Genomic DNA, 565 nt, shown 5'->3' on the forward strand with positions numbered 1-565 from the left:
GGGGGCCGCAACGCCCGATCCGCGCGCCACTGGCGTCGGGCCTCTTCGGGAACCCCGCTCGTCTTCACGCCCCAGTCCTTCGTCGCCACTGCCGAACACCTCCACGATCAGAGGTGTTGCGACGACCAGTTGAATTCGCCTTGCGAGCCATGATCAGAATGTAGGATCGCCGAGTACGGTTCGGGACTGCGACGGGTGATGGCCATGCCGAGCGCGTCGTGGGCTGGTCAATCGACGACAACATGCGCACCGAACTCGTCACCGACGCGCCGGGAGTAGGCGTCAAGGACCGCAGCACAGTATACTTTCCCTTCCTCGGTGGGGTGTTCGGTGATGTCGGTGCACCACAATTCGTTCGGGCCGTCGACCGTGAAGTCTCGGTCGACCAGGTCGGTGTAGGGCTCGGTGTGCGGGTCGCGGACCGTGCAGCCGCGGCGGCGCCGCCGGTAGAGGCCCTGGATGCCGGCCTCGCGCATCAGCCTGGCGACGCGCTTGTGGTTGACCACCAGGCCCAGACCGAGCGTGAGCTCGGCGTGGACACGCGGCCACCCGTACGTTCCGCGGG

General features: G+C 67.1%; 1 protein-coding gene. It reads right to left on the reverse strand.

The genetic code is table 11. The annotated features are described in order from the left end of the window. Window positions 1-227: 227 nt before the first annotated feature. On the reverse strand, window positions 228-565 hold a 338-nt coding region (locus FVA95_RS29275), incomplete at its 5' end, for an IS3 family transposase (protein ID WP_149666936.1).

The sequence above is a fragment of the Pseudonocardia sp. EV170527-09 genome, assembly GCF_008369905.1.
Taxonomy (GTDB): domain Bacteria; phylum Actinomycetota; class Actinomycetes; order Mycobacteriales; family Pseudonocardiaceae; genus Pseudonocardia.